The sequence below is a fragment of the Actinoallomurus sp. NBC_01490 genome, from assembly GCF_036227085.1.
Classification (GTDB): domain Bacteria; phylum Actinomycetota; class Actinomycetes; order Streptosporangiales; family Streptosporangiaceae; genus Actinoallomurus; species Actinoallomurus oryzae.
Window position 1 is genome coordinate 2,695,086 of the sequence record NZ_CP109433.1, and the last position, 20,890, is coordinate 2,715,975.

A 20,890-nucleotide genomic window follows, 5' to 3' on the forward strand; every position below is an offset into this window, starting at 1 on the left:
GCCCATGAGACGACGACTTACTTGAGCCGCAGGGCGTTGAGGGTCCGCCGGATGATGTAGGACCATTCGTCGCGTATGCGGGGCTTGTCCTCGTCGGTGGCGTCGGCCAGGGCCAGGCCGGCTCCGCCGAGGATCCAGAACGAGAAGCGAATCGTGGTCTCGACCGCCCGGCCTTCGAGGTAGCCCGCGTCGATGAGGGCGTGAACGAACCGTTCGACGAGCCCGTAGGCGTACTTCTCCTCGCATTCGCGCCAGCGCTTCCATCCCAGCGCGGTCGGCCCCTCCTGCCACACCAGCCGGCCGTACGCCGGATCGCAGCACTTGTCCAGGAAGGCGTCCAGGGCGAGCAGTGCCGCATCCCACGGATCCGTCGCGGTCGCCGCCGCGGCGATCTCGTCGATCGCCTGCTTCTCCTGGGCGTCGAGCACGGCCTCGAAGAGCGCCTGCTTGTCGGCGAAGTGGTGGTAAACGGCGCCACGGGTCACCCGGGTGGCCGACGCGACGTGCTCCAGGGACGTCGCGGCGTACCCACGCTCCGCGAACAGCGTGGTCGCCTCGGCCAGGATCGCGGCCCTGGTCGCTTCGGAGTAGGCCTCGCGCCGGCTCTTGACAGGTGACATACGGTGAGTCTAATGACATACACAGCGTATGTGACATTCAAAGAGTAGGTGATCACCGTGGCCGGATGGGAGCAAGCTCGGCGCAGGTACCGGCTTGTGCACGATGTCGCCGGGGACTTCGCGAGGAACGGGCCGGGGGCGCTCGCCGAGTGGCGGTCCGCGATCGAGACGGAGTTCGGCGGCCTCGACGACCTTCTGCGAGACGTCCAGCGGCGTTTCCACACCACCGCCGAGGCCCGGCTGGACGCCTTGATCGAGGCGCCTCCCGCCGACCCGGAGGCGTCGGTCGTGGCGGTCCTCGACGAGGTCGCCGAGATCCATCCGGACCTGAAACGCCTGCTGGACGCGTACGCCGACCACCCCGCCGTCGCGGAGGGCACCGCCCGGCTCCACCGGGCCGTACGCGCCGCCACCGGCGTCGACCTCACCCGAACCCGAAACCGAACCCAGTCCGGCCGCTCGCGGTATGAGGAGAAGGGACCCAGCCATGACCGAAAGCCCGCCTACCGAGCCCGTCTTCGACCCGTTCGCGCCTGGCTTCACTGACGATCCGTATCCGCACTACGCCGAGATGCGCGAGCACGCGCCGGTGCATCGGCACCCCCTCGGGTTCTGGCTGCTCACCCGGTACGAGGACGTCTCGTGGCTGCTGCGGGCCGGACTCTCGGTCGAGGAGCGCAACGTGGCCGAGGGCAACCCTCTCCGAGAGATGCGGGAGGCCACGTACGGCGACCAGATGCCGCGGTTCGACGGACGGTCCATGCTGGACCGGGACCCGCCGGACCACACCCGCCTGCGCCGGCTCGTCTCGAAGGCGTTCACCCCCCGTGCGCTACGAGCGCTGCGGCCTCAGGTCGTCGACCTGGTCGACGGAATGCTCGACGCGATGGCCCGCGCCCGCCACGTCGACCTCATCGAGTCCCTCGCGTTCCCGCTGCCCTTCGCGGTGATCGCCAAGATGCTCGGCACGCCCTCCTCCGACCATGAGCGGATCCGGGAGCTGACCGGCGTCGTCGTGCGTTCCCTCGAACCGGTCGCCGACCCCGACCTGGTCTCGGCGATCGTGTCGGCCGACCACGAACTCGGCGGCATCGCCGCGGAGATGATCGCGTGGAAGCGGGAGAACCCCGCGGACGACCTGCTCACCGCCCTCATCAACGCCGAGGACGAGGGCGACGTGCTGGACGAGGACGAGCTCATCGCCCAGACCCTGCTGCTGTACATCGCGGGCCACGAGACGACGGTGAGCCTCATCGGGGGCGGAACGCTCGCCCTTCTGCGCGATCCCGGGCAGACGGCGCTGTTGCGCGACGATCCCGGTCTGGTCGCGAACGCCGTGGAGGAGATGCTGCGCTACGACAGCCCGGTGCAGGCGAGCCGGCGTATCACCGTCGAACCGGTCACGGTCGGGGGCGTCGAGATCCCTGCGGGCGCGTTCGTCACGGCGAGTCTCGCCTCGGCCAACAGGGACGAGCGTTTCTGGGGGCCGGACGCCGGAGAGCTGCGGCTGAACCGCGAGAACGCCCGCCAGCACGTGTCCTTCGGCGCGGGTCCGCACCACTGCCTCGGCGCGTCCCTCGCGCGGATGGAGGCCGGCATCGTCTTCGAACGGATGACCGCCCGCTTCCCGCGCCTGGCACAGGACGGTGAGGTGAGGTGGAACGGCCGCATCAACCTGCGCGGTCCGTCGTACCTGCCGGTGTCGACCGGGTGACCGGCCTGGCGGTCAGTCGTTCGCCGGGTCGTCGGGGGCGGTGGCCAGGCGGAAGGTCTTGATGGCCAGGTGCAGCAGGAGGCGGTCGGCCCCGGAGTCCAGGTCGAGGCCGGTCAGTGCCTTGATCCTGGACAGGCGGTAGTACAGGGTCTGCCGGTGCACCGACAGGGCCTCGGCGGTGCGCTGGGCGTGCCCGGCCTGGTCCAGGTAGGTCTCGGCCGTGTGCAGGAGGTCGGCGCGCGCGGGGTCCAGGAGCGGCACCAGAGCGGGGTCGGCGGGCGGTGCCGCGGGGGTCGCCATCGGGGGCGCGGCGATCAGCCGGTAGGCGCCGAGCTCGTCCCAGCAGGCCACCGGTCCCAGCCGGGGTTCGGCGCGCGCCGCCCGTACGGCCAGCCGGGCCTCTTGCCATGAGCGGGGCACATCGGACAGGTCCGTCTTGGCGCCGCCCACTCCCGCGAGTGTCCGGGGGGAGCCGGCGGCCGGTTCGAGCAGCCCGGTGGCGATCGCCCGAGCGGCTGCGGTGTCGGCGGCGTCCGGGAGCGGCACGAGGAGTGCCAGGCCACCCGGGCTCCGATGGGCCGGCACGTCGTGCGGGATCCGGCCGACGGTGAACGGCGGGGCGGGGCTCGCCCAGACGACGGTGACGGACGCGGACGCCGCCGCCGGGTGCCGCAGCGCCCCGAGGGTGCGGGCGGCCTCGGCGCGGTCCGTGGCCGAGCCCGACAGCAGCGCCGCGAACGCCCGCGGGGCGGCCTCTCTCTGCCAGGTATCGGCGGCCAGCAGCTCTCCGGCCCGGGTCGCCAGGGCCATCACCCGGGTCATGCGGGGATCGCCGGGATCGACGGTGCCGTCGTCCAGCAGCCACAGGTAGCCGTAGACGGCGCCCTCGTGCCGGGCGGGCACGCACAGCCGCGCGCGGACCCCTGCCGCGGGGTCGGCGGGGGTACGGGTCGGGCCGGTCGCGCGCGCGATCCCGAAGCCCTCGAACCAGGCGCGTACCGCCGGAGAGGAGCGGCGGCGCAGGATCGAGCGCGTGCGTACCGGGTCGAGGTCGTCGTCGTGGGAGCTGAAGGCGATGAGCGTGAACTCCCGGTCCTCCAGGGTGACCGGCGCCTGGAGGAGGGCCGAGACCTCGTCCACCAGGCCCTGGTAGTCGCTCATCTCATACAAATGTACAAGGAGCGGCGGCCAGGGTCGTGACCGCTGTCGATGGTGGCAGCGCCGAGGCGGACCGTAGCTTCGAGGGCACCGACATTCACTGCTCGACCTGGGAGGTCACCGGTGTTGGGCCCTGCCTTGCTCGCCGCCTCGCGCAGTGACCGGATACGCCGGCTCGTCAGCGGGGCCGCCGTGACCCGGCCCGTCGTCGACCGCTTCGTCGCCGGGGACGGGCTGCCCGAGGCGCTGGAGGCCGTCCGGGCGCTCACCGCCCACGGCATCGACGCCACGCTCGACCACCTGGGCGAGGACATCACCGACGCGGCCCAGGCCCACCGCAACCGCGACGCCTACCTCGGGCTGCTGGAGGCGCTCGGCCGCGAGGGGCTGGGCGGGCACGCCGAGGTCTCGGTGAAGCTGTCGGCGTTCGGCCAGGGTCTGCCCGGCGGCCACGACCTCGCCCTGGCGGGCGCCCGCCGGGTGTGCGAGGCCGCCGAGGCGATCGGCACCACCGTCACGCTCGACATGGAGGACCACACCACCGTCGACTCCACCCTGACGATCCTCGCCGAGTTGCGCCGCGACTTCCCGCGGACGGGCGCCGTCCTGCAGGCGTACCTGCGGCGCACCGAGGACGACGCACGGGCACTGGCCGTCGAAGGGTCGCGGGTGCGCCTGGTCAAGGGCGCCTACCGCGAACCCGCCTCCGTGGCCTACCAGAGCAGGCGGGAGGTGGACCTGGCCTACGCGCGCTGCCTGCGGATCCTCATGGCCGGGGACGGCTACCCGATGATCGGCTCGCACGACCCGCGGATGATCGAGCTGGCCGTCCGGCTCGCCGCCAGGTACGGCCGTTCGCCGAGCGCCTACGAGTTCCAGATGCTGTACGGAATCCGCGACGCGGAGCAGCGCCGGCTGGCCGCCGAGCGGCGGCGGATCCGCGCCTACGTGCCGTACGGCGCCGACTGGTACGGCTACTTCATGCGCCGCCTGGCCGAGCGGCCGGCGAACCTCGCCTTCTTCCTGCGTTCGTTCACCACCCGCCACTGAACCCCGGGAGACTCCCCATGGACGCCATCACCCGCGTGCCCGCACCGGCCAACGAGCCGGTGCACGACTACCGGCCCGGCAGCCCCGAGCGTGCCCGGCTGGAGGCCGAGCTGGCCGCCCTGTCGGCCGGCGGCGCCGAGCTGACCTGCACGATCGACGGCAGGGAGCGGATGGGCGGCGGCGAGCGGTTCCCGGTCGTCCAGCCGCACAGCCACCGGGAGGTGCTGGGCACCACCGCGAACGCCGACCACGCCGACGCGCGGGCCGCGCTGGACGCCGCCCGCCGGGCCGCCCCCGGCTGGCGGGCCCTCGATTTCGACGACCGGGCGGCGATTCTGCTGCGAGCCGCCGACCTGCTGTCGGGGCCCTGGCGGGAGAAGATCGCCGCCGCCACCATGCTGGGTCAGTCGAAGACCGCCCAGCAGGCCGAGATCGACGCGCCCTGCGAGCTGGCCGACTTCTGGCGGTTCAACGTTCACTTCGCCCGGCAGATCCTGGCCGAGCAGCCCGTCTCGTCGCCCGGCGTGTGGAACCGCGCCGACCACCGGCCCCTGGAGGGCTTCGTCTACGCGGTCACCCCGTTCAACTTCACCGCGATCGCCGCGAACCTGCCGACCGCGCCCGCGCTCATGGGCAACACGGTGATCTGGAAGCCCTCGCCCACCCAGCAGTTCGCCGCGCACTTCACCCTGCGGCTGCTGGAGGAGGCCGGGCTGCCGCCCGGCGTCATCACCATGCTCACCGGGGACGGCCGCGCCGTCTCCGACGTCGTGCTGGCCGACCCCGACCTGGCGGGCGTGCACTTCACCGGCTCGACCGCGACCTTCCAGCACCTGTGGCGCACCGTTGGGGAGAACCTCGCCGGCTACCGCTCCTATCCGCGTCTGGTCGGCGAGACCGGGGGCAAGGACTTCGTCGTCGCGCACTCCTCGGCGGACCCGGCCGCCCTGCTCACCGCGCTGATCCGCGGCGCGTTCGAGTACCAGGGGCAGAAGTGCTCGGCCGCCTCCCGCGCCTACGTGCCGCGTTCCCTGTGGGGGCGGATCAGGGACGAACTGGTCGCCGAGACCGAGGCGCTGACCATGGGGGACGTGCGCGACCTGCGAAACTTCGGCGGCGCGGTGATCGACGCCAGGTCCTTCGGCCGGCTCCGGGACGTCCTGGAGCGCGCCGCCCAGGACCCGGCCATCGACGTCCTCGCGGGCGGCACCTGCGATGACCGGGAGGGCTACTTCGTCCGCCCGACGGTCCTGGTCTGCGACGACCCTGGGCACGAGGTGTTCCGCAGCGAGTTCTTCGGGCCCATCCTGGCCGTCCACGTCTACGACGACGACGACTTCGAGCCGATGCTCGCCCAGATGGAGTCGGTCAGCCCGTACGCGCTGACCGGGACGATCTTCGCCCGTGACCGGGCCGCGATCGCCCGCGCCACCGAGGTGCTGCGGTTCGCCGCCGGCAACTTCTACATCAACGACAAGCCCACCGGCGCGGTCGTCGGCCAGCAGCCCTTCGGCGGCGGACGCGCCTCGGGCACGAACGACAAGGCCGGCTCCGCCCAGAACCTGCTGCGCTGGACGTCCACCCGCACCATCAAGGAGACGTTCGTGCCGCCGACCGGTCACCGCTACCCGCACATGGGCTGATCCGCCCACCGAGCCACCGGCCCCGCACAACGGCGTGCGGGGCCGGTTACGTGTCGGCGGGACATCCTCAGCCGGGATTCCGGGTGCTCCGGGGGGCGCGCGGGACGTGCAGGACGCCGAAGCGCTCCCAGAGCTCTTCGGAGCGGCGCAGGCTCTCGGTCGTACGGGCGGGGTCGCGGGCGGCGAGCTGGGCGCAGAGGGCCTGGGCGACGGAGACGGCGGCGGTCAGGGCCGGGAAGAAGGCCGCGCCTTCGGCGGGCACCACCAGGACGTGGTGCGCGGCGTCGGCGAGCGGGGTGCTGGCCGAGTCGGTGATGGTGCACACCGTGGCGCCGCGTTCGCGTGCGACCTGCGCCGAGCGGACCGTCTTCGCGTACAGCCGCCAGAGGCTGATCGCGATCACGGTGTCCTGCGGGCCGACGTCGGCCAGGGCGTTGAGCATGTCCGACTTGCCGTAGCCGCCGAGCAGTTCGACCGGGTAGCCCGCCAGCACCGCGTTGTGCACCAGCGCCAGGCCGATCGTGGCGTAGCTGCCCTCGGCGATCACCAGCGTGCGGCGGGCGGCGGCGATCGCCTCCACCATGTGTTCGGCGACCGCCGGGTCGAGGTGCCGCCCGGCGAGCGCGACCGACTCCAGGTCACGGCGCAGGGAATCGGCGAACACCCCGCTCTGGGGCGCGCGGTGCTCGGCGGCGATCTCGGGCACGCTCAGCGAGGTCAGGTAGCGGGCCCGCAGCTCGGTCTGGAGGGCGGGCCAGCCGGAGAAGCCGAGCGCCTGTGCGGCGCGGGTCACGGTCGCGACGTTCACCGCGGCGGCGCTGGCGATCTGCTGGGTGGAGCCGTAGGTGCTCATCCGCGGCTGGGTCGCCAGCACCTCCAGGACGGCCCGCGCCTTGGGGCTCAGCGAGAACCGGGAGGCGCGCTCGCGCAGCCACTCCGCCACGACGGCGGAGGCCGAGCCGTCGGCTCCTTCGGACTCCTCGGTCCCTTCCACCGGGCTCCCCCTCGGTCTCGGCGCCCTCGCGGGCGATCTGCATCGTACGCCGCCGTGTCCAGACGGCATTGCAGTGACTATTGCTCACAGCGAACCATGCAACGTATATTGCAGCTCACTCGGACTCTCGCCGTCCCTCCCATGCCCCCATCGTCGAGAGGTGCGCTGATGAACCTCCTCGCACGCGTGGACAGACTCCCGCTGTCCCGGCCGCACTACCTCCTTCTGCTGATCGGCGGGCTCGGCTACACCTTCGACGGCATGGACGCCGCGGTCGTCTCGTTTCTGATGCCCAGCACCAAGGAGCTGTGGCACCTGGGCGGCGTCCGGCCCGGCATGCTCGCCTCGTCCAGCGCCTTCGGCTACCTGCTGGTCGCCGGTCTCACCGGCGTGCTCGCCGACCGCATCGGCCGCCGCCGCGTGATGATGTACGCGCTGGCCTGCTACGCCTTCTTCTCCGACACCGAGCAAGGAGCACTCTCTTCGTGACCAGCACCACCGGTTCGAGCGCCGCCCTGATGCTGCGCAACGCCCACCTCCTCGATCCGATCAGCGGCGACTACACCGAGGGCGATCTGCTCGCCGTCGACGGGCGGATCGCCGAGACCGGCCCCCGCCTGACCGCCCCGGAGCGCGCCGAGGTGCACGACCTGCGCGGTGCCTACGTCCTGCCCGGGCTGATCGACGCGCACGTCCACGTCACCGCCATCACCGCCCATCTCGCCTCGCTCGCCACCACCTCCCCGCTCTACGTCGGCGCCTACGCGGCCAAGATCATGAGCGGCATGCTGGACCGCGGCTTCACCACCGTCCGCGACATGGCCGGCGCCGACCACGGCATCGCCGCCGCCCAGGCCGAGGGCGCCATCCGTGGTCCCCGGCTGGCCTTCGGCGGGCGGGCGCTCTCCCAGACCGGTGGTCACGGCGACCACCGCGGCCCCGGCGCGCACCTTCGCGACGAACACCCCTGCTGCGGCGACCACTGCAGGATCGCCGACGGCGTGGACGCGGTACGCGCCGCCGCCCGCGACGAACTGCGCAAGGGCGGCCACCACCTCAAGGTCATGGCCTCCGGCGGAGTCGCCTCGCCTACCGACCGGATCGACTCCACCCAGTACTCGATGGACGAACTGCGCGCCGCGGTGCAGGAGGCCGAGGCGTTCAACCGCTACGTCGCCGCCCATGCCTACAGCGCCCGCGCCGTCAACCGGGCCCTGGAGGCCGGTGTCCGCTCCATCGAGCACGGCAACCTGATCGACGACCGCAGCGTCCGGCTCCTCCTGGAGCGGGACGCCTTCCTCGTCCCCACATTGGTCACCTACTGGGCCCTGAAGGAAGAAGGCCGCCGGTTCGGTCTGCCCGAGGGCAGCTGGCGCAAGGTCGACGAAGTGCTGCACGCGGGCCTGGCCGCCCTCGAACGCGCCCACCGCGCGGGCGTCACGATCGTCTACGGCTCCGACCTGCTTGGCGGTATGCACGGCCACCAGAGTCGAGAGTGGCGCATCCGCGCCGAGGTCCAGGAGCCCATCGACATCATCCGCTCCGCCACCGGCAACGCCGCCCGTCTCCTCGACCAGGAAGAGCAGATCGGCACCCTCGCCGTCGGTGCCCACGCCGACCTGGTCGTCCTCGACGCGGATCCCCTCCGGGACATCGGCGTCCTCGCCGCTCCGGCCGAGCACATGCCCATGGTCGTCCAGGCCGGGGCCGTCGTCCGCGACGACACCGCCGGGCGTCGCTGACGGCCGGACTCTCCCGGACCGGCCGGTGTGGTCATGTAGCCCAGGATGGGACGATCTGGCCCAGCCGGGTCGGGGCGGTCAGTCCGAGGATCGTGGTGATCACACCGTTCACGACCGTGAAGGCCAGGACCGTGACCGGTCGCCCGCCGACGGTGATGAGAACGCCCGGGACGCCGTCCACCAGTGCCGGATGCGCGAGCGCGTCCCGGCGTGCGTACGTGCTCGCCGTGGCCGCGACCCGGTCCGCGCCGCGGATGACGGTGGGCCCCTCGGGACTCTGCGTCCGTAGCTCGACCTCGGGCGCGAGCATGGTCAGCAACGTGGCGACGTCGCCCCGGCCGGCCGCCGCGAGGAACGCGTCCACGACGTCCCGGGCCGCGGCATGGGCATCGGCCGGGGGCGTGCCCGGCCGCAGGCGCCCCCGCGCCCGGCTGGCGAGCATCTTGGCGGCCGCCGTACTCCGGCCGAGGACGGCCGCGATCGCGTCGAACGGGACCTCGAAGACGTCGTGGAGCACGAACGCCACCCGTTCCGCCGGGGTGAGGGCGTCCATGACGACGTACAGCGCGAGGGCGAGGGAGTCGGCGAGGACGGCCTCCTCCTCCGGATCGACCCGGGAGCCCCCGGCCGCGTCCCAGGCGAGCGCGCCGACCTCGAGTTCGAGTGGCTGCTCGCCCCGCACCCCGCGCCTGCGAAGTGTGTCCAGGCAGATCCGGCTGGTCACCGTGGTGAGCCAGCCGCGCAGGTCCTCGATGCCACCGCCGCCGGTGCGCGCGAGCCGCAGCCACGCCTCCTGGACGGCGTCGTCCGCGTCGGCGTGCGAGCCGAGCATCCGGAACGCGATCGCGTGGAGATAGGAGCGCTGGGTCTGGAACTCCGCGGCGAGCTCGTCCTCTTCGGTCACGGTCCTCCTCGGCGTACGGCGGTGTCACTACCAGGACGCGTCACGCGCCGCTGAGGTAACGCCCGGGCCGGCGTTACCTTCCGCCGTGGCCGGACGTCGTAGTGCCGTCCACCGATCGACCCGTTCCCTGGGGGAGACATGACGGCACGCATCCAGAACGCGACCAGCCGACCCGACATCACGCCGGCCGTCCAGCACCTCTTCAAGGAGGTGTACACCGGCGGAGTACCGCGTCAGACGCTTGAGCTGGTGCATCTGCGCGTGAGCCAGATCAACGGCTGCAGCGCCTGTGTCGACGCCGGCGCCGCGAGCGCGGCCAAGGCCGGTGTCGGCTCCGAGAAGCTGGTCGCCGTCGCCGCCTGGTACGAGAACCCGCTCTTCGACGACGCCGAGCGGGCCGCTCTGGCGCTCGCCGAGGCGGCGACCCGGCTCTCCGACCGGCCCGGCGCGGTCACCGACGAGATCTGGGCCGAGGCACGCGGGCACTACGACGAACGGCAGCTCGGGTCCCTGGTGCTGATGGTGGCGATCACCAACTTCTTCAACCGGATCAACACCACCTTCCGGGTGCCCGCCGGGACCAGATGGGACTGACGGCCTTCGCCACGGGGACGTAGCCCTCGCCGCGATGACGGAGCCGCGGGTCATCCGGGCCGATGAGCGGCCGGGGCGGGCGCCGAATCCGGCCGCGGCGCCGGCTCGAGGCCGGACCGTCGTGTCTCCGGTCCCACGAGCAGTGCCACCAGGGTGAGCGCGGTGAGCAGGCCCAGATAGACGACGACCGGCCACCAGTGCCCGGACCAGGTGAGCAGCGCGGTCGCTATGAGCGGCAGGAACCCGCCGGCCAGGACCGATCCGATCTCACGGGCGAAGGCGAAACCGGCGAGGCGGGTCCTGGTGTCGAACAGCTCGGCGAACCAGGCCGCCTGCGGCGCCAGCATGGCCGGATAGCAGATGCCGAGTCCGACCACGAAGGCCAGCGTGATCGCGACGGGGGAGAGGGTGTCCAGGATGAGGAAGAACGGCGCGCTCCAGGCCAGGGAGGCGATGGCCCCTACGGCGTAGACGGGGCGGCGGCCCCAGCGGTCGGAGAGCCAGGCGAACAGCGGGATGGCCGCGATCTGCACGACTGACGCGACGATGACCGCGACCAGGCCCACGGACTCCGGCGCGTGCAGTTGGTGGGCGAGGAACGACACCGCGAACACCGGGAACAGGTAGGCGAACCCGTTCTCGGCGAACCGTGCGCCCACGACGACCAGGAAGTTGCGCGGGTGACGGCGCAGCGCCGCCAGCAGCGAGACCTCGGGCTGTTCGGAACGCCGGGCGGCCTCGAACGCGGGGGTCTCATGGATACCTCGGCGCAGGACGTAACCGATGGCGAGGACGAGGGCGCCGAGCAGGAAGGGCACCCGCCAGCCCCAGGCGCGGAACTGCGCGTCGGGCATCAGGATGAGCAGCTGGAAGACCCCGGTGGCCAGGAGGGTCGCGAGCGCGTACCCGGCCGGCGCCCACGCGCCGGCCAGGCCGCGCCGCCGCTGGTCCCCGTACTCGACCGAGAAGACGACCGCGCCGGCGTACTCGCCACCGGCGCCGAACCCCTGCACCAGCCGTAGCACGATGAGCAGCAGCGGCGCCCACATCCCGATGGAGGAGTAGGTGGGCAGCAGACCGATGAGCGTGGTGGCCGTGCCCATCATCAGGAGGGTCGCGATCAGCATGGTCTTGCGGCCGAGCCGGTCGCCCATGCTGCCCAGCACCATCCCGCCCAGCGGCCGGGCGAGGAACCCCACGGCGTACGTGGCGAACGTGGCGAGGGTGCCCGCCGTCGAGCTCACCGAGGGGAAGAACAGTTTGTTCAGGACGAGGGCGGCGGCGGTGCCGTAGACCAGGAAGTCATACCACTCCAGGGTGGTGCCGACGAGCGCCGCGATCCCGGCGCGGCGCGCCTGGCCTGGGGTGTGGGCCATGAAACGTCTCCCGTTCAAGGTGGATGGGCTCAGCGGCGCCGGGGCCGGCGGAGGACCGCGCCCTGCTGGATGGGGCCGACCAGGGCCGCGTACTGCCCGAGCCAGCCGCGCTCTGCTCCCGGATCGCCCGCGGTGACGGGCTCGCCCTGACGCAGGGGGGCGGCGTCGACGGTCCGCGCGTCGAGATCGATGCTGATCGCGTCGCCGTCGCGCACTCCCGCGAGAGGTCCGCCATCGGCCGCCTCGGGCATGACCTGGCCGACGACGAGCCCGTGGTTGAGCCCCGACAGCTCGCCGTCGGTGACGACCGCGACCCGGCCGCCCAGCCCGGCGCCGTTGAGAGCCGCGACGAAACTCGCGGCGAACACCGTGCCCGGGCCGCCCCGCGGGCCCATTCCCCGCAGCACGATGACGTCGCCCGGCTCGATGGCGCCTTCCCCCAGAGCGGCGATGGCGTCGTCCTCGCCCGCGAAGACCTTGGCGGGGCCGGAGAACCGCCGCCGCGCACCGCCCACACCCGCGACCTTCACGATCGCTCCGTCGGGTGCCAGCGAACCGCGCAGGATCACCAGCCCCGGCTCGTCGGCGACGGGCCGGCTCAGCGCGTGCACCACGTCACCGTCCGGTTCCGGGGCCTCGGCGATGAGGTCGGCGACGGTACGGCCGGCCACCGTGCGGGCGCCCGTGTGCAGGCGTGGTTCGAGGGCGCGGAGCACGGTCCGTACGCCGCCGGCCTCGTCGAGGTCCCATACCTGGTGCGTCCCGTTCGGGCGGATGGCGGCGAGTTGCTTGGCGGTGCGCCCCTTCTCCTCGAACAGCGCCACCACGTCCAGATCCAGGTCGGCCTCGGCGGCGACGGCGGCGAGGTGGCGGATGCAGTTCACCGAACCGCCGAGCGCGAGTGCGACCTCGATCGCGTTCTCGACGGCCTCCCGGGTCAGCACCTGCCGGGCCGTGAACCCCTCGCGTACCAGGTCGACGATGCGCCGCCCCGCGGCCGAGGCGCGTTCCAGCATCGCTTCGGAGTTCGCGCGTACGGGCGCCGAACCCGGCATGGTCATGCCGAGCGCCTCGGCGAGCACGTGCATGGTGTTCGCGGTCGCGAGGCCGGCGCACACCCCCGGCCCCTTGATCGCGCTGTCGGCGAGTTCGGCCAGCTCATCGACCTTCAGCCGCCCGGACGCGACCGCGCCGACGGACTCGTACACCGAGTCGATGTCGACCGAGCAACCCGCATAGGTGCCGCCGCGCTGATAGCCGCCGATGACGACGATGGCGGGCAGGTCGAGGCGGGCCGAGGCCATCAGGTGGGCCGGGGTCGTCTTGTCGCAGCTGGAGAGCAGCACCATGCCGTCGAGTTGCGCGCCCTCCACCGCCGCCTCGACGTCGTTGACCACGAGGTCCCGGGTCGGCATCAGGTAACGCGCCTTGCGGCCGGCGCTGGTGACGAAGTCGCTGGGCGCGGTGGTGCGAATCTCCAGAGGCAGACCGCCGGCGGCGCGGATCGCGTCGGCGACCACTGTCGCCACATCGTCCAGATGCGCGAAGCACACCGACAGCTTCGACGACGTGTTGACCACAGCGATCTTGGGTTTCTGCTGGTCTTCGACGCTGATGCCCATCGCGCTCCACTGCGCGCGACGTACGGCCCAGCGCGTCGTTCCGGGCTCGAAGTTGCTCCGTAGCCGTTCCATGGGTGTTCCTCCTGTCAGCTGAGGGAAAGGGCGCTGCCGTTGGCGGCCATGGCGGCCCGGACCTCACCGCCGGGCAGCTCTCGGTAGGGGATGTCCCCGTCGAGGGAGAGCACGGTGGCCATGGCGGCGGCGTGACCGTATTCGAAGCACTGCGCGGTGACGCGGGCCGAGGCGAGTGCCTCGTGCTCGGCGGACAGGCACCGTCCGGCGACGATGATGTGCTCGCCGCGGTCGGGAACGAGCGTGCCGTAGGGGACTTCGTAGTAGTCGTCCAGCAACCATGTCAGCTTCGGGCGGTCCCCGGCGTGCAGCTCGATGGGCCACGGCACCCGGCAGATCCCGTCGTCCCGCTTGCGCGCGGCGAGTACGTCGTCGTTCGTGAGCCGCTCGATCCCGGCGATGGTGCGGGTCTGGCGAATCCCGGCCTCGACTCCGGTGTCGACGACGAACGCGTTCTCACAGCCGGGGAACCGCTCGATCATGAACCGCGCGTAGTCGCGGACCTGCCGCCGGCCCAGGATCTCGGCTTCGGTGAAGTCGGCCGGGTCGATGACGTTGAGCATCCTGCCGTCGCGCCCGCTGAGCCGGGTCGCGTTGACCATCAGCTCACCGGGCCGGGGCGTCGTGAAGATCCAGATCTTCTGCCGCGGCAGGTTCAGACCGGCGTTGCGTCCGTCGATGATCGCCTCGGTGACGTGCGGTGGGCAGATCGCGTCCGCACCGTAGAACTCGGTGAACCGCCTGACGTCGACGTTCCCGAGCCGGAAGAACATGGTCGGGTTCTGGATCACGCCGTCGTCGCCGAACGTATAGCGATGGCCGGCGCGGGCGACGACCGCCGCGTCGCCCGACGCGTCGATCGTGCGATCGGCCAGGACCACGGCACGGCCCGCGTTGGACTCCACCACGACACCGCGATGCGTCACGCCGTCCAGGACGACCCCGGTGACCACGGTGTGGAACAGCACCCTCACCCCGGCGCGTTCCAGCAGGGCGTCCGCGGTCTCCCGCCACACCAGCGGATCGTGTGCGACCGTCCACGTCTTGCCATAGATCTGGGGAGCGGTCAGCCCGCCGCGGCGTGTCAGCTCCCGACGGAACCGTTCGGTGAACCCGCCCACGACCTGGCGGGGTTCCCGGTCGTTGTCCGAGGCCAGGTACAGCCCGCAGATCGTGCCCGACATGCCCGCGACCGCCGCGCCGCCCGCGAAGCCGTACCTCTCCACGATCAGGACGGACCTACCGGCCTCGGCCGCCACCGTCGCCGCCGCGACCCCGGCCGCACCGGCGCCGACGACCAGGACATCGACCTTCGCCAGTACGTCAAGCCCCTGTTCAGGGTGTGGGTCCGTCAGCGACCAAGCCGATATATCAGTCATGTACTGGTTGTACACGGCCGATCAAGGTAGTGTCTACCCCAGACCGGAGCAGGAGGGACGCCGTGCCCAACAAGGCCGACCACGCCTACGAGGTGCTCGAGCGGATGATCACGTTCCAGGAGCTGCCGCCGGGGACACTGGTCTCCGAGGCGCGGCTGATGGAGCGCACGGGGCTCGGCCGCACCCCGGTACGCGAGGCACTCCAGCGCCTCGCGCGGGAGCGGATGGTCGAGATCCACCCGAACCAGGGGGTGTTCGTCCCCCCGACGTCGATCGAGGCGCAGCTTAAGGTGCTGGAGCTACGCCGTTCGGTGGAGGAACTCGCCGTACGCCTGGCCGCGCACCGCGCCACCACCGCTCAGCGCGAGCGGATCCTCGCCCTCGCCGATGTGCTCGCGGAGTTCGACGGCGGCAGCGTCGAGGAGTTCGGCGGGCTGCTCAAACAGACGCACGACCTGATCGTCGAGGCCGCGCACAACGAGTACCTCTCGCTGACGATGGCGCCGCTCCAGGGGCTGTCCCGGCGGTTCTGGTTCGCGCACCTGCACGACGAGAAGACCGACCTGCGCAAGGCGGCGGACCTCCACGGCGACATCCTGCGGGCCATCTGCCACGGCGACGAGGCCAAGGCCACCGAAGCGTCGCTGCACCTGAACGACTACCTCACCGACTTCACCTACCGGACGCTGCGGAACCGCTAGGCCGGCCTGGGCGCCGCTTACGCGACATAGCCCTCGGGGGTGCGGGATGTGGCGAGGACCGGTGCACGTTTTGGCGGCTCGCCTCGGCGCGGCGGTTCTAGTTTGACGGCATGGGAAGGTCCGCGGGGGCGATCGCCGGGGGCGCGACAGCCGTCCGCGCTGGTCGCCATCATCGGCCTCCGGCCATAACGGGGCCGGGTGGCGATGGCGGTGCTGTGCGGTTCGAGGTCCTGGGGCCGCTGGCGGTGCTGGGCTCGGGTGGCGCGGTGGACCTCGGGCCGCCGAAGGCCCGCGCGCTGCTGGCGGTGTTGCTGCGCCGCCCCGGCCGGGTCGTGGCCGGTGACGTCCTGGTCGAGGCGCTGTGGGGGGACGATCCGCCCAAGAGTGCCGCCAAGAACGTTCAGGCCTACGTTCATCAGCTACGCCGCCGTCTGGGGGACCCTGGGCGCATCGTCCATCAGCACTCGGGCTATCTCCTGCGGGCCGGGCGCGACGAGCTGGACGTCGCGCGGTTCGACGACCTGGTCGAGGCCGCGCGTGCGGTGGAGGCGGGCGGCGAGCCGGAGCGGGCGAGCGACCTCCTGCGCGACGCACTGGCGCTGTGGCGCGGCGAGGCCTATTCCGGCATGGCCGACATCCCGATCGTGGCGGCGGAGGCCGCGCGCCTGGCCGAGGCCAGGCTGTCCGCGCTGGCGCAGCGGGTCGACGTCGACATCCGGCTGGGCCGCCACGCCGAGCTGGTCGGTGAGCTGACCGCGCTGGCAGGGGAGCATCCCCTGCGGGAGTGGATCTGGGCGCAGCTGATGCTGGCGCTCTACCGCTGCGGGCGCCGTGCGGATGCGTTGCAGGCCTATCTGCGCGCTCGGGACGCCCTGGTCGAGCAGATCGGGCTGGAACCCGGACGTGAGCTGCGGGATCTGCACGAGGCGATCCTGACCGGCGCCCCTTTCCTCGATCTTCCCGCCGCGCCCGGGGCGACGGGCGCGCGGATCACCGCCCCGTGGGAACCGGATTCGCCGGTGGCAGCCGCGCCACGGATGCTGCCGGGGGACATCGGCGACTTCACCGGCTACGACGCCGAGCTGACCGGTATCGACGCGGTCCTGCGCGGTGACCGCGCGCCGGACCGGCCGACGTCGGTCGTGGCCGTGACGGGCGAAGGCGGAATCGGCAAGACGACGGTCGCGGTGCGCGCCGCGCACCGGCTGCGGACGGCCTACCCCGGCGGTCAGCTCTTCGCCGCCCTGGGCGGCGCGCGGTCGACGGCCGCGGACCCGTACGAGGTGCTCGGGCGGTTCCTGCGAGCGCTGGGCATGCCGGACGCCGCCGTACCCGGGAACGAGGATGAGCGTGCCGCGGCCTACCGGAGCCTGCTCGCCGATCGCCGGGTCCTCGTGGTCCTCGACGACGCACGGGACGAGAGGCAGGTCGAGCGGCTGCTGCCCGGCAGCGGGACCTGCGCGGTCATCGTCACCGGCCGGCCCAGGCTCGGCGGGCTGGCCGGAGCGCACCGGATCGACCTCGGGGGCCTGCCGGACGCGGACGGCGAGGCGCTGTTGCGCACGATCGCCGGACGCGGGCGGATCGAGGCCGAACCGGCCGAGACGAAACGGCTGCTGGAGCTGTGCGCGGGGCTCCCGCTGGCGCTGCGGATCGTCGGTTCGCAGCTCGCGACGCGACCCCACTGGAAGGTCGGCGACCTGGTCGCCCGGCTGGCCGACCCACGTCACCGGCTCGACGGTCTCCGCCACCGCGGCCTGGAGGTGCGTGCGAGCTTCGGGCTGGGCTATGGGGCGCTCGCGGCGCCGGCGCGCCGCCTCTTCCGGCTGCTCGGCCTGCTCGACACACCGGACTTCCCGGTGTGGACGGCCGCCGCCCTGGTGAACACCACGCCGCCGACGGCCCAGGACCTGCTGGACGACCTGGTCGACGTGCGCCTGCTGCGCGTCACCATCTCCTCGGCCGTCGGCGGCGTCCGGTACGGCTTCCACGAGCTGGTCCGCATCTACGCGCGGGAGCGTGCGGAGGTGGAGGAGCCCGCGGAGTCACGCCGGGCGGCTCTCGCGCGGGCGAGGACGTGTCCCCCCATCCGGGCGGCCGGATAGGGGGACACTGGTCCCGTCACGGCTGTATCTGAGCGTCCGTCGCCAGGGGAGGCCCCGGCCCTTCCCCCGCCGGTCACGTGATCCCCATCACCTGGTTACGATCAGTGTTCCGGTGGCTATGGAGGAAGGAAAGTCATGTCGGCTGACTACGAGGCGGTGTTCGCGCGGTACGACACCGATGGCGACGGGCGGCTCACCGCGCACGAGGTGACCTCGGCGATCGCGGGGATGTTCCCGGCGGCCGAGGTGAACGACCTGTCCGGGATCGTCAAGGCGCTGTTCGACCAGTACGACGTCGACCAAGACGGGCTGCTGTCGGTGACCGAGTTCGTGCCGCTGGCCCAGAACCTCCCCGAGCTCGGTTCCTGACGGTGAAAGTACGCCTTGCCTACGGTGAGACCGGCTTGGACGTCGACGTCGACCCGGAGAAGACCACCGTCGTCGAGCCGGTCCATCACGAGGCGGCCCCTGATCAGGCCGGCGTCCTGACCGCCGCGCTGCGCGACCCGGTGGCCGGGCCACCGCTGCGGGAGCGGGTGCGGCCGGGGCAGTCGGTGGCGATCTCCGTGTGCGACGGCACCCGACCGCAGCCCAGGCACCTGATGGTCCCCGCCGTGCTGGCCGAGCTCGACGGGATCGTGAACCTGGACGACGTGGTCATCCTCGTCGCCACCGGCACCCACCGCGGCAACACCGAGAGCGAGCTGCGGCAGATGCTCGGCGACGAGGTCGTGGACCACGTGCGCATCGTCAACCACGACGCCCGCGACCGGGGACAGCTCGCCTGGATGGGCACCTTCGGCAAGGACGTCCCCGTATGGCTGAACCAGGAGTGGGCGCGGGCCGACGTACGGATCACCACGGGGTTCGTCGAGCCGCACTTCTTCGCCGGTTTCTCCGGCGGGCCCAAGCTCGTGGCCCCCGGTCTGGCGGCGCTGGAGACGGTGCTCGTCCTGCACGACGCCGCCCGCATCGGAAGTCCGCGGGCGACCTGGGGCATCACCCACGGCAACCCGGTCCACGACGACGTACGCGCCATCGCCGAGGCGACCGGCGTCACCTTCGCGCTCGACGTGGTGCTCAACCGCGACAAGGAGATCGTTTCGGCCTTCGGCGGAGACCTGCCGGCCATGCACGCCGCCGCGACCGCGGCCGCCAAGCGGATCGCGATGCGGCCGGTTCCGGCGCCGTTCGACGTCGTGGTGACGACGAACTCCGGTTTCCCCCTGGACCAGAACCTCTACCAGGCCGTCAAGGGCATGTCCGCCGCCTACCAGGTCGTACGCCCGGGAGGGACCATCGTGTGCGCCGCCGAGTGCCGCGACGGGTTCCCCGACCACGGCTCCTACCGGCAGGTGCTCGCGTCGGCGCGGTCCCCGCGGCACCTGCTCGAGACCATCGCGGCACGGTCCGCCGGCGAGACGGTGCCCGACCAGTGGCAGGTGCAGATCCAGGCCCGCATCCAGTGCGACAACCAGGTCGTGATGCACACGTCCTATCTCAGCGACGACGACCTGGCCTCGGCGCACCTGCGGCAGACCGGTGACGTCTCCGAGGCGGTCGCCCAGGCCCTGGCCGCCGCCGGGCCGGACGCCCGGCTCTGCGTTCTCCCCGAAGGACCCCAGACCATTCCCTACCTGAGCTGAGGAGGATGACGCGCGATCGCCGTCGCGCCGACGGCGCCGGTGCTCACTTCGGCCACTTTCGCTCGCCTGTACGGCCTCGGCTCTGAGAAATGCGAGAGCAACGTACGGTGAAGTCAGTGAGCGCACACGTGTGAAGACGGCCGGAGCGCAACATTACGTTGCGCGATCATCCCCTGCATTACCCGGGAAATGCTGCCCTTTCGGCCTCCGACTTAGTGGGGACGGACGAAACCGAGGACCCCTCCCGGATAGTTCTTGTAGGGATAGATCTTGATGACGTCGCCGGTGTGCGGCGCTTCGATCATCGTGCCCGCCTTCGGGTCCAGCACGATGCCGACGTGCCCGGGCCGCCCGGCGCCGTCGGGGTGGAAGAAGACCAGGTCGCCGGGCTGCTCGTGGCCGGGCGTGATGTGCGGACCGGCCGACCATTGTTCTTCGGAGGTGCGCGGAATGCTGATCCCGGCCGCCGCGTAGGCGTGTTGGGTGAGACCTGAGCAGTCGTATCCCCTCGGCCCATTGCCGCCCCAGATATAGGGAAGACCGAGCTTCGACTTCGCGAAGTTGAGCACTTGCTGTGCTCGGGGATTGGGCGCGAGGTTGGCGAAGTTGGGTGGCACCGGGATGTTGCCGGAGGTCGAGTAGTCGACCGGAGCGGCCGGGGTGCCGTGTCCACTGCCCGTGTCGGTTCCGGTGCCGGTGCCGTTGCCGCCCGCCAGGTCGGTCTTGCCGGGCACCAGGCCGCGCAGTGCGGACGCGGCCGAGTTGTCGGCGGCGGTCGCCTCTCTGAGGGCGGCATCGATGTCGGCCTGGTACGTTTTCATGAGACTCGCACGGTTCTGGGTGGCCTGCGAGTCCGACTGGCCGTTGTACGGTCTCGTGTCGGTGACGTGACCGCCTGCGCAATCGAAACCGTTGGCCTTCGCCTTTGAAACGGTCGCCACGAGCTTGTTGTGCGCATCCGCGAAATTCGAGTAGGCGGAGCTCAGCGTGCGCGACACCTTGTCCAGGACGCCGGCCGCCGTCGTGGCCTTCAAGTGCCGCGCGTCGATGAACGCGCTGGCCTCGGAGGCCGCGACGCTGCCCCAGTTAGCGGACACGTGCTGATTGACGAGGCGGAGTCCATTGGCGTGCGTGGTCACGGCCTCCCGCCACTTACCCCATGCTTCGGCAGTGGTCTTGTAGTGGTGCGGAGTGGCGTTCAGCAGGTCGTCGAATGAGATGCGGTAGGCCACTTGATCACACTTCCCGGACCGCGGGCGGCACCGCCATGGCGCGGCTGCGTCGATCCGAATCCCATTCCGCATCGGCGTAGCCGGCGTGTGTGCGGTGGATCCGTTGACCGATGTCATGGGCGTCGTCAACGATTCCACGCAGGTGGGAGGCCCATGCCTCGACGCATTCATTCAGCGCCGCGGTGGTCTCCCAGCCCTTGTGGCTGTCGCCGGCCGCCGCGCAGCCGGCCAGGTGTTCGTTGACCTTGCCGGTCAGAATGTTGGCGGCCTCCCGGCTGTACCGGGTGGCGCGCGTCAGGCCCGCATAATGCACGTCGAGCGGCTGCTCGGTCATATCG

General features: G+C 71.7%; 20 protein-coding genes. 11 read left to right on the forward strand and 9 right to left on the reverse strand.

The features are described 5' to 3' along the window. Window positions 1-17: 17 nt before the first annotated feature. Complete coding sequence (locus tag OG417_RS13145; RefSeq protein WP_329254865.1) at window positions 18-620, reverse strand: TetR/AcrR family transcriptional regulator; 603 nt, start codon at window positions 618-620, stop codon at window positions 18-20. Between the two features lie 96 nt (window positions 621-716). Here OG417_RS13145 and OG417_RS13150 point away from each other — a divergent pair, with 96 nt between their 5' ends. Further along, complete coding sequence (locus tag OG417_RS13150; RefSeq protein WP_329254868.1) at window positions 717-1,166, forward strand: hypothetical protein; 450 nt, start codon at window positions 717-719, stop codon at window positions 1,164-1,166. Next, window positions 1,108-2,334 carry a cytochrome P450 gene (locus tag OG417_RS13155; RefSeq protein WP_329254870.1) on the forward strand — a complete coding sequence of 409 codons (1,227 nt, stop codon included), beginning with the start codon at window positions 1,108-1,110 and terminating at the stop codon, window positions 2,332-2,334. The genes OG417_RS13150 and OG417_RS13155 overlap by 59 nt, the downstream gene beginning before the upstream one ends. Before the next feature lie 12 nt (window positions 2,335-2,346). On the opposite strand, the gene OG417_RS13160 is transcribed toward OG417_RS13155, so the two are convergent. Continuing rightward, window positions 2,347-3,495, reverse strand: coding sequence for a PucR family transcriptional regulator (locus tag OG417_RS13160; RefSeq protein WP_329254874.1), 1,149 nt, complete (start codon window positions 3,493-3,495; stop codon window positions 2,347-2,349). 120 nt (window positions 3,496-3,615) lie between these two features. Between OG417_RS13160 and OG417_RS13165 the strand changes: the two genes are divergently transcribed. Together OG417_RS13165 and pruA are read left to right on the forward strand one after the other, a co-directional pair. After that, window positions 3,616-4,542, forward strand: a complete 927-nt coding sequence (locus tag OG417_RS13165) for a proline dehydrogenase family protein (RefSeq protein ID WP_329254877.1) — start codon at window positions 3,616-3,618, stop codon at window positions 4,540-4,542. 17 nt (window positions 4,543-4,559) lie between these two features. Then, entirely contained in the window at window positions 4,560-6,185 is a 1,626-nt protein-coding gene (gene pruA / locus OG417_RS13170; RefSeq protein ID WP_329254880.1) for an L-glutamate gamma-semialdehyde dehydrogenase, read from the forward strand. 67 nt (window positions 6,186-6,252) lie between these two features. Here pruA and OG417_RS13175 read toward each other — a convergent pair whose 3' ends face one another. Next, window positions 6,253-7,179, reverse strand: a complete 927-nt coding sequence (locus OG417_RS13175) for a MurR/RpiR family transcriptional regulator (RefSeq protein ID WP_329254883.1) — start codon at window positions 7,177-7,179, stop codon at window positions 6,253-6,255. Window positions 7,180-7,347: 168 nt separating this feature from the next. On the opposite strand from OG417_RS13175, the gene OG417_RS13180 reads away from it, so the two are divergent. Then, window positions 7,348-7,668, forward strand: a complete 321-nt coding sequence (locus tag OG417_RS13180) for an MFS transporter (protein WP_329254885.1) — start codon at window positions 7,348-7,350, stop codon at window positions 7,666-7,668. Between the two features lie 29 nt (window positions 7,669-7,697). Then, a complete protein-coding gene (locus tag OG417_RS13185) occupies window positions 7,698-8,921 on the forward strand; it encodes a metal-dependent hydrolase family protein (protein ID WP_329262261.1) in 1,224 nt (407 codons plus the stop codon). A 31-nt stretch (window positions 8,922-8,952) separates the two neighbouring features. Here OG417_RS13185 and OG417_RS13190 read toward each other — a convergent pair whose 3' ends face one another. Next, on the reverse strand, window positions 8,953-9,825 hold the full coding sequence (locus OG417_RS13190; protein ID WP_329254888.1) for a sigma-70 family RNA polymerase sigma factor: 873 nt from the start codon (window positions 9,823-9,825) through the stop codon (window positions 8,953-8,955). Window positions 9,826-9,963: 138 nt separating this feature from the next. Here OG417_RS13190 and OG417_RS13195 point away from each other — a divergent pair, with 138 nt between their 5' ends. Next, window positions 9,964-10,419 carry a carboxymuconolactone decarboxylase family protein gene (locus OG417_RS13195; RefSeq protein ID WP_329254891.1) on the forward strand — a complete coding sequence of 152 codons (456 nt, stop codon included), beginning with the start codon at window positions 9,964-9,966 and terminating at the stop codon, window positions 10,417-10,419. A gap of 50 nt (window positions 10,420-10,469) precedes the next feature. Here OG417_RS13195 and OG417_RS13200 read toward each other — a convergent pair whose 3' ends face one another. From OG417_RS13200 to OG417_RS13210, 3 genes are read right to left on the reverse strand one after another with little or no spacing between them, the layout of a single operon-like run. Next, window positions 10,470-11,795 (reverse strand): MFS transporter, encoded by a 1,326-nt coding sequence (locus OG417_RS13200; protein ID WP_329254894.1) that lies wholly within the window; start codon window positions 11,793-11,795, stop codon window positions 10,470-10,472. Between the two features lie 29 nt (window positions 11,796-11,824). After that, window positions 11,825-13,489 (reverse strand): dihydroxy-acid dehydratase, encoded by a 1,665-nt coding sequence (gene ilvD, locus OG417_RS13205; protein ID WP_329254898.1) that lies wholly within the window; start codon window positions 13,487-13,489, stop codon window positions 11,825-11,827. 14 nt (window positions 13,490-13,503) lie between these two features. After that, entirely contained in the window at window positions 13,504-14,868 is a 1,365-nt protein-coding gene (locus OG417_RS13210) for an FAD-dependent oxidoreductase (RefSeq protein WP_329254900.1), read from the reverse strand. A 62-nt stretch (window positions 14,869-14,930) separates the two neighbouring features. Between OG417_RS13210 and OG417_RS13215 the strand changes: the two genes are divergently transcribed. The 4 genes from OG417_RS13215 to larA all read left to right on the forward strand — a co-directional run bounded on the left by OG417_RS13215 (window position 14,931) and on the right by larA (window position 19,320). Further along, window positions 14,931-15,569, forward strand: coding sequence for a GntR family transcriptional regulator (locus OG417_RS13215; protein ID WP_329254903.1), 639 nt, complete (start codon window positions 14,931-14,933; stop codon window positions 15,567-15,569). A gap of 215 nt (window positions 15,570-15,784) precedes the next feature. After that, window positions 15,785-17,674, forward strand: a complete 1,890-nt coding sequence (locus tag OG417_RS13220) for an AfsR/SARP family transcriptional regulator (RefSeq protein WP_329254906.1) — start codon at window positions 15,785-15,787, stop codon at window positions 17,672-17,674. A gap of 135 nt (window positions 17,675-17,809) precedes the next feature. Further along, window positions 17,810-18,043, forward strand: a complete 234-nt coding sequence (locus OG417_RS13225) for an EF-hand domain-containing protein (RefSeq protein WP_329254909.1) — start codon at window positions 17,810-17,812, stop codon at window positions 18,041-18,043. A 2-nt stretch (window positions 18,044-18,045) separates the two neighbouring features. Continuing rightward, window positions 18,046-19,320 carry a nickel-dependent lactate racemase gene (gene larA, locus OG417_RS13230; protein WP_329254912.1) on the forward strand — a complete coding sequence of 425 codons (1,275 nt, stop codon included), beginning with the start codon at window positions 18,046-18,048 and terminating at the stop codon, window positions 19,318-19,320. A gap of 212 nt (window positions 19,321-19,532) precedes the next feature. Here the strand turns inward: larA and OG417_RS13235 are convergent, their stop codons facing one another. Both OG417_RS13235 and OG417_RS13240 read right to left on the reverse strand, forming a co-directional pair. After that, window positions 19,533-20,552 (reverse strand): C40 family peptidase, encoded by a 1,020-nt coding sequence (locus OG417_RS13235; RefSeq protein ID WP_329254915.1) that lies wholly within the window; start codon window positions 20,550-20,552, stop codon window positions 19,533-19,535. Between the two features lie 4 nt (window positions 20,553-20,556). After that, complete coding sequence (locus OG417_RS13240) at window positions 20,557-20,886, reverse strand: hypothetical protein (protein ID WP_329254917.1); 330 nt, start codon at window positions 20,884-20,886, stop codon at window positions 20,557-20,559. Between the last annotated feature and the right edge of the window lie 4 nt (window positions 20,887-20,890).